Origin of the sequence: Amycolatopsis minnesotensis, assembly GCF_039529815.1 — a bacterium.
GTDB lineage: Bacteria > Actinomycetota > Actinomycetes > Mycobacteriales > Pseudonocardiaceae > Amycolatopsis > Amycolatopsis minnesotensis.
In genome coordinates this window covers 53,900-60,996 of the sequence record NZ_BAAANN010000046.1, presented here as the reverse complement: position 1 = coordinate 60,996, position 7,097 = coordinate 53,900, and the positions used below count along the sequence as shown (strand labels likewise).

Here is a 7,097-nt window from a genome sequence, read left to right as displayed (position 1 = left end):
ACTGCAAGATCATTCCGGCCATTCTTGATGGTGCGGGGCAGCCGTTGGAGATGGGGCGGGCGAGGCGTCTGGTGACCGAGGCGATGCGGCTCATGCTCGCCGTCCGCGATCGCGGGTGCTGCTTTCCCGGGTGTTCGCGCAGGCCGCGTCATTGCGAGGCGCATCACGTGCTGCCCTGGTACGCCGGAGGCAAGACTGACCTGGGTAATCTCACGCTGCTGTGTTCCCGGCATCATCGCCTGCTGCACACCAGTGACTGGACACTCCGCATGGTCAACGGCCAACCCGAGTTCACCCCACCGGCGTTCGTCGATCCGTGGCGAAGACCCCGGACGAACCGTCCCACCGCTCAACCCCGCGCCGCCTGAGGGCCGATGCCGCCACCGGCGGCCACTACGTCCACCGCGGACCGAGCGACAAAACCCCGGTCCTTCAGCCACCCCCCGGCGAAGGACAACACAAATACGCCCATCATCCGAACCGCGGGTGTCGAATTGTCCAGCGGCACCGCCGCCAGTCGGAAGCTACCGCATGACCGGCCGGTCGCGCGTGGACCGCAGAGCCAGTCGGGTGCGGCAGCGAGGGTGACTACCTTGATCCGTGGCGGAGCCCCAGAGTCACCCGCCACACCGCTTAACCCCGGGTTGCCTGATATCCCGCCGCTCTTAGCGGTCCGGTGGTCCGTGCCCATGGCGGATTTGCTGAACAGAACCTTGTTCTTTGGCCCCTCCCCGACGAAGAGCGGCACGAACACGCCCGCCATCCGAACCACAGGTACCGAATTGTCCAGCGGCACCGCCGCACGGCCGCACGACTGGCCGGTCGCGTGCGGACTGCAGGGCTAGTCGGGTGTGGCAGCGAGGGTGACCTACCTAGATCCTGGGCGGGGCCCCAGGACCAGCCGCCGCATCCCGCCGCTCAATCCCGAGTTGCCTGATAGCCCGCCGCTCTTAGCGGTCCGATGGTCCGTGCCCATGGCGGACTTGCCGAACAGAACCCGGTTCTTCAGCCCCTCCCCGCCGAAGAGCGGCACAAAAACGCCACCATCCGAACCCGGCAGGCGCCGAACCGCCCAGCGCCACCACCGCTCAGCCGCGTGCCACCGGACGACCGGCCCGTAGCGCGCCGGTCGCAGCGCCAGTCCGGGTACGGCAGTGAAGGTGACCGCCTTGTCCGTTCCGTGGGGAACTGTCGCTGGTGACCAACGACGCGACCGGCACCGAGGAGCGGCAGTTTCACTCGGCGCGCCGAAGGCGTGCCTGAAACCTTCACCGTGCCGACCAAACACGCGAGCGCCACGACCCTGGTGTTCTTGAAGGTCTGGTCGACGAAGGCTCCTGGTACTGCGTGATTGCGCCAGAGATGACACCGAAGTTCGCTACTACTGGAAGAGCGCGCACGCGGGCGAGGTCGGTGACCACGTTCAGTCGGTCAACTTCCTGGTCGCCCCGGCGAGCAACGCCTGCTTGCCGCGGAAGTGGCGGTACAGCGCGGGACCGGTGATGCTGACCGCGTCGGCGATGTCGTCGATGCCGACGTGGTGGTAGCCGCGCGCGGAACAGGACGGCGGGTGCTCTTCTCGGTGGTGCGCGGCACGAGCGAGAAGAGCACCCGAGGTAAGCCCGAACTAACTACTCTACTGCAGAGTAGTTGGCCTCACCTGCAAAAAACGCGCCGTCAAGTGAACCGCTGGTCGCTTGCTGCGTCACGACGGGTCAGCAGGCGCCCGCGGTGTCCTTGACGTAGTACCTCGAAACGAGGTAATTCGTCGTTTCCCCGACGAGGGCGTCCTGATTCGCCGGCGCGCACTGCTGGTGGTCGAAACGGTCGAACGGGCCGCCCGAATAGGCGGTGTACCAGACGTTGACCCGCACGCCAGCCCCGGAACAATTGCCCCAGTAGTACTTCCGGTGGTACTTGTCACCGCCCACCGGTTCCATGTGGTTGCCGCAGGTGATCGCGGGCGCGGCCGGTTCCGCGGACGCGGTGCCGGGCGCCGTGGCGAGCGCGCCCGCGGCCAGTACGGTGCCGGCGAAGGCAAGGTATCTCCGCATTTTCGTGCCTTTCCGTTCAGGTGGAGGAATTCCGCGTCAGCTTGGCAGCGAATTCGGCGGAACGGCACCAGAACGGTGCTGCGATAGGGGTTCGTAGGGGTCGGCGGGGCTATCCGGCCGTGGTCTTCGACGAGGTGCGGGCGGCGACCGCGTGACAGGCTCCGCGGCCGTCCGCGCGCGCGACGATCCGGCCGCCTTCGACGCGCACCGCCGCTTCCGTGCCGTCGCTGACCGCGGGCAGGCCCGCCGCCGCGGCGACCGTTCCCGATTCGTCGCACACCACGCGCAGCCGGGGCCACGCACGTTCCGGGAAGGCCTGGCGCAGGCAGCCGCACAGTTCAGCGAGCATCAGCCTGGCCAGTGGCGCCAGCTCCGCCGGTTCGCCGGTGACCAGTACGAGGGTCACCGCGGCACCGGTGCGGACGGCTTCCTCGGCCGCGTCCAGCCGGTGCAACCCGAGCACGGCGACCACACCGTCGTCGGGGAGCGGGACTTCCTCGCCGCGCACCCTGTCGATCGCGGGCGGCGGTGACCACGGGTCGTCGGCGGGGCGGGCCGGCGGCACCACCGCGGGCGGCGGCCAGAAGTCGTTGAGGTCGAGCGCGGCCAGTTGTTCGCAGGCGCCGATCGTGTCGAACGGCTCGCCGAACCCAGGTGCCGCGGCGGCCAGCGCGCTCGCGCCGTGCAGGGTCGTGAGCACGGTGCCCGCGAGCCGCACCAGCCGCGCGGGCGGGGCGCCGGGTGCCCGCTCGGGTGGCCGCAGCTCTTCGAGCGCGAGGCTGAGCAGCAGCGCGTTGAGCTTCATGAGCTGGGTGAACGGCAGGCGGACGCGGTCGTCGGCGAGGACCTCCGGCATCAGGTCGACCCCGAACGGAAGGTGGCTGACCCAAGCGCGGGCCAGCGCGCCGAGCGCGTCGCGCGCGGTTTCGCCGCGTTGCGCGCTCGCGGGCGTGGGTGCCTCTTCGGCGAGCCTGGCGAGCACCGCGAAGTAGAGCGCGCGCTTGCCGGGGAAGTTGGAGTACACCGCGCCCCTGGTCAGCTCGGCGCGCTCGGCGATGCGGTCGATCTTGGCGTCGCGGAACCCGTGCTCGGCGAACTCGCGCTCGGCCGCGGTGAGCACCTTCGCCCGGTTGCGCTCCTGCGTTTCCGCCCTGCTGAGCCGGACCATCACTCTCCCGTCGTTGCCTTCCCCCCGCGGCATAAGATACAGTCATCATTCAGATGATCAGAACATCTGATACCAACATTTGAAACTGGGAGACTTGATGACCGACGCCATGGCAGGCGAAGTGCCCGAGCTGGACCTCGCCGATCCCGAGGTGCTGGCCGATCCGCTCGCCGCGTACGGCTGTGCCCACGCGAAGGGGCCGATGATGCGGCTGGGGGTGCCGGGGCTCGGGCCGCTGTGGGCGGCGACGAGGCAGGACGAGGCGAGGGCGGTGCTCGGTGACCCGCGGTTCGCGATCAACTCCGGCAGCTTCCTGCGGCATCCCGCCATCCCGGACGAGTGCCTTGTCCACCTGCGCACGATGTCCGAACTGGACGGTCCGGAGCACCGGCGGATCCGCAGGCTGGTGGCGCCCGCGTTCACCCCGCGCCGCGCGGAGGAGTTCCGCCCCCGCGTCGAGCGCATCGTGGCCGCGCTGCTCGACGGTCTGCCCGCGGAGGGGCCGGTCGATCTGCTCGACGCGTTCGCCAGGCCGTTGCCGATGGACGTGATCTGCGAGCTGGTCGGCATCCCCGAGATCGATCGTCCGAGGTGGCGCGAATACGGTGCTGCCGTCCTCGCCGGCGCCGGCGATGCCTTCGGCGAAGCGGTTCCCGGCATCATCGACGGCGCGAAGGCGGCCGTCGAACGCCGCCGTGCGGCACCGGGCGACGACCTGCTCGACGATCTCATCCGCGCACAGGCCGAGGACGGCGACCGGCTCAGCGACGTCGAGCTGGTGACACTGGTCTGGCAACTCGTCCTGGCCGGGCAGACGCCGGCCAACCTGATCGCGAACGGCCTCGAAGTCCTGCTGACCCACCGGGGCGAACTCGAAAAGCTGCGCGCGGACCCCAGCCTGATGCCGACCGCCGTCGACGAACTGATCCGCCTGTGCGGCCCCAACATGCTCGCCATCCCGCGATACGCACGGGAAGACGCCGAAGTGTCCGGCACGCAGATTCGCGAAGGCGACCGCGTGACCGCCGTGATCGCCTCGGCAAACCGGGACCCGCGCGCGTTCGAGGACCCCGATCGCCTGGACATCACCCGCCCGCCGCGCCAGCACCTCGGCTTCGGCTACGGCCCGCACGTCTGCCTTGGCGCGTCGCTGGCGAGGGTGCAGACAGAGGTCGCGCTGGCCGCCCTGCTCGACCGCTTCCCGAACCTCTCCTTGGCGGAAAACCCGGAAAACCCGGAAAACCCGGAAAACCTTTGGCGCGCCACGGATCCCGGCACGTTGCGGTTGGCGGAGCTGCCGGTCGTGTACTGAGGGGGTCAATCTCTGGTGGCAGCGGCACTGGCGCGCTCGGGTACTCTTCCGTGTTCGGAACGGGCAATGTGCGGCGGATCTGGCGCGTGGTGGCATCGTTCGCTGGAAGAATGCGATTGTCACTACGCACCAACTGGACTCACTTCCGATGGAAGGGACAAACCTTCAATGTTTTCGCTGACACGAAAAGTTGCCACGGGCGCGACCGCACTGGTAATCGGTGGTCTTTGCATGGGCGGGCAGGCGGCAGCCGCGCCGGCCGACGCGACACTGTTCAACCTGTGCAACAACGGAGTCGGCGACTACGTCGTGGCGGCCGTGTTCCCGGACAGTGGCGGATTCTCCAGTCCCATGGTCTTCGCCAACAGTTGCTGGAAGGGGCAGCGGTACCGCGGCGAAAACTATTACCTGCACGTCACGTCGACAAACAACAGCGGCAGTTTCGACGACGGGCGGAACTACACCAACAACTCGGACTTCACGGACGTGAGTACCCAGGGATCCTTCCTGGACTTCCAGTACAGGAAGAACAACTAGGCACCCGACTTGGCGCCACCCCCAGCGAACGACCATGCTGGGCGCGTGGACAGCGAACTCGCCGAACTCGCCGACGCCTACGGGGTGGCGACCCGATACGAGAACTCCGAGCAGGTCGTAGTAGAGGTCGACGACGACGTCGTGGTGGCCGTGCTGGCCCAGTTCGGGATCGACGCGTCGACGCCCGATGCGGTTCGAGGCGCGTTGAAGGCGGCCGAGGACGCGCGACGGAAGGAGACACTGCCTCCGACGATCGTGGTTCGCGAAGGCGCTGGTTACGACCTCGGCGGGCCTGCGGTCGTGCATCTTGAAGACGGGGCGCGCCGGGAGACCGGGGCCGAACTGCCGGTGGATCTGCCGCTCGGGTGGCATCGGGTGGTCACCGCCGAGGCGGAGGCCGTGCTCGCCGTGGTGCCGGCGAAGCTGCCGGAGGTGCCCGCGGCGTGGGGCTGGATGCTGCAGCTCTACGCGCTGCGTTCGGCCGGATCGTGGGGGATGGGCGATTTCGGGGATCTCGCGACCGTCGCGTCCCGCTCGGCCGCCGAGTTCGACGCCGGCGTGCTGCTCGTCAACCCGGTGCAGGCGTTCGCGCCGGCCCACCCGGTCGAGCGGTCGCCGTATTCGCCCGCGACGCGGCGGTTCGCGAATCCGATCTACCTGCGGGTGACCGATACCGGCGAGTTCGCGCGTGCCGACGAAGAGCTGCGGGCGAAGGTCGTCGCGCTCGCGCCTCCCGCCGGCACCGAGCTGATCGACTACGACGCCGTGTGGGCGGCCAAGCGGGCCGCGCTCGAACTGCTGTGGCCGTTGCACCGGCGGACGGAGTCCGACGCCGACACGCTCGACTTCGCGGCGTTCTGCGCGCTCGCCGAGGTGCACGGCGCGGACTGGCGCGACTGGCCGGAGGACCTGCGCGATCCCGCCGGTCCCGCGGTCGCCGCGGCGCGCGAGGAGCTGGCCGACCGCGTCGCCTTCCACGCCTGGTTGCAGGACCTGTGTCACGAGCAGCTCGACGCGGCGCGCCGTGCCGCGTCGATGCCGGTGGGGATCGTGCACGACCTGCCGGTCGGGGTGCACCCCGGCGGCGCCGACACCTGGGCGCTGCGGGAGGTCTTCGCCGCGGACGTGCGGGTCGGCGCGCCGCCGGACGCGTTCAACCAGCAGGGCCAGGACTGGAACCTGCCGCCGTGGCGCCCCGACAAGCTCGCCGAGGCGGGGTACGCGCCGTTCCGCGATGTCGTGCGCGGTGTGCTGCGGCACGCCGACGGCATCCGCGTCGACCACATCGCGGGCCTGTGGCGGCTCTGGTGGATCCCGCCGGGTGAGCCAGCGGGCCGCGGCACGTATGTGCACTACGACGCCGAGGCGATGCTCGGCGTGCTCGCGCTGGAGGCGCACCGCGCGGGTGCCGTGGTGGTCGGCGAGGACCTCGGCACCGTCGAGGACACGGTGACCGAGACCATGCACGAACGCGGCATGCTCAGCTCGGCGGTGCTGTGGTTCCAGCGCGACTGGGACGCGCCCGGCAAGCCCTACGTGCGGCCGTCGGAATGGGATCCCGCCGCGATGGCCAGCATTTCCACGCACGACCTGCCGACCGTATCCGGCTGGCTGGCCGCCGAACACGTGCGCGTGCGCGCCGGGCTCGGCCTGCTCGACGGCCCGGCGGAGGCGGAGTACGAATCCGCCGCCGAGGAGCGCGGGGCGCTGTTCGATCTTGTTGCGCGTGAGGGGATCGAGGGCGGTGACCCGGTGGTGGCCCTGCACGCGCTGCTCGCCTCGGCCGCGTCACGGCTGGTACTGACTTCCCCGGCGGATGTGGTCGGCGAACAGCGGCAGCCGAACTTGCCCGGTACCGTCGATGAGTACCCTAACTGGCGTATTCCGCTCCCCGTCAGCGTCGACGGGCTCTTCACCGATGCACGCGTGCGCGCCGCGATCGCGCCGCTCGCCGCCGCGCGCCCGCGGCGGCAGGGGTGAAGGTGCGCGGACGGCACAGCCCGAACCCGCCCGGCTCCACTAGCGT

The 7,097-nt window shown here is 69.8% G+C and carries 6 protein-coding genes and 1 pseudogene; 4 read left to right on the top strand and 3 right to left on the bottom strand.

Annotation, left to right across the window (positions count from 1 at the left end; genetic code table 11):
• The coding region (locus ABD256_RS38350; protein WP_344430264.1) for an HNH endonuclease signature motif containing protein at nucleotides 1-368 on the top strand (368 nt) is incomplete at its 5' end.
• Nucleotides 369-1,423: 1,055 nt separating this feature from the next.
• Here the strand turns inward: ABD256_RS38350 and ABD256_RS38345 are convergent.
• The 3 genes and pseudogenes from ABD256_RS38345 to ABD256_RS38335 form a co-directional block, all read right to left on the bottom strand.
• Nucleotides 1,424-1,546 (bottom strand): annotated as a pseudogene (locus tag ABD256_RS38345) (helix-turn-helix domain-containing protein); the annotation flags it as partial.
• A 169-nt stretch (nucleotides 1,547-1,715) separates the two neighbouring features.
• Complete coding sequence (locus ABD256_RS38340; RefSeq protein ID WP_344430262.1) at nucleotides 1,716-2,054, bottom strand: hypothetical protein; 339 nt, start codon at nucleotides 2,052-2,054, stop codon at nucleotides 1,716-1,718.
• A 109-nt stretch (nucleotides 2,055-2,163) separates the two neighbouring features.
• On the bottom strand, nucleotides 2,164-3,222 hold the full coding sequence (locus ABD256_RS38335; RefSeq protein WP_344430260.1) for a TetR/AcrR family transcriptional regulator: 1,059 nt from the start codon (nucleotides 3,220-3,222) through the stop codon (nucleotides 2,164-2,166).
• A 97-nt stretch (nucleotides 3,223-3,319) separates the two neighbouring features.
• Here ABD256_RS38335 and ABD256_RS38330 point away from each other — a divergent pair, with 97 nt between their 5' ends.
• From ABD256_RS38330 to malQ, 3 genes are all read left to right on the top strand, one after another.
• On the top strand, nucleotides 3,320-4,534 hold the full coding sequence (locus ABD256_RS38330; RefSeq protein ID WP_344430258.1) for a cytochrome P450 family protein: 1,215 nt from the start codon (nucleotides 3,320-3,322) through the stop codon (nucleotides 4,532-4,534).
• A gap of 168 nt (nucleotides 4,535-4,702) precedes the next feature.
• On the top strand, nucleotides 4,703-5,071 hold the full coding sequence (locus tag ABD256_RS38325) for a hypothetical protein (protein ID WP_344430256.1): 369 nt from the start codon (nucleotides 4,703-4,705) through the stop codon (nucleotides 5,069-5,071).
• 45 nt (nucleotides 5,072-5,116) lie between these two features.
• Entirely contained in the window at nucleotides 5,117-7,051 is a 1,935-nt protein-coding gene (gene malQ / locus ABD256_RS38320) for a 4-alpha-glucanotransferase (RefSeq protein WP_344430254.1), read from the top strand.
• Nucleotides 7,052-7,097: the final 46 nt, after the last annotated feature.

What these genes read in the sequence shown, in the direction of transcription:
- ABD256_RS38340 (WP_344430262.1), bottom strand. Translation starts at nt 2,054, where the DNA reads ATGCGGAGATACCTTGCCTTCGCCGGCACCGTACTGGCCGCGGGCGCG.
- ABD256_RS38325 (WP_344430256.1), top strand. Translation starts at nt 4,703, where the DNA reads ATGTTTTCGCTGACACGAAAAGTTGCCACGGGCGCGACCGCACTGGTA.
- ABD256_RS38330 (WP_344430258.1), top strand. Translation starts at nt 3,320, where the DNA reads ATGACCGACGCCATGGCAGGCGAAGTGCCCGAGCTGGACCTCGCCGAT.
- ABD256_RS38335 (WP_344430260.1), bottom strand. Translation starts at nt 3,222, where the DNA reads ATGGTCCGGCTCAGCAGGGCGGAAACGCAGGAGCGCAACCGGGCGAAG.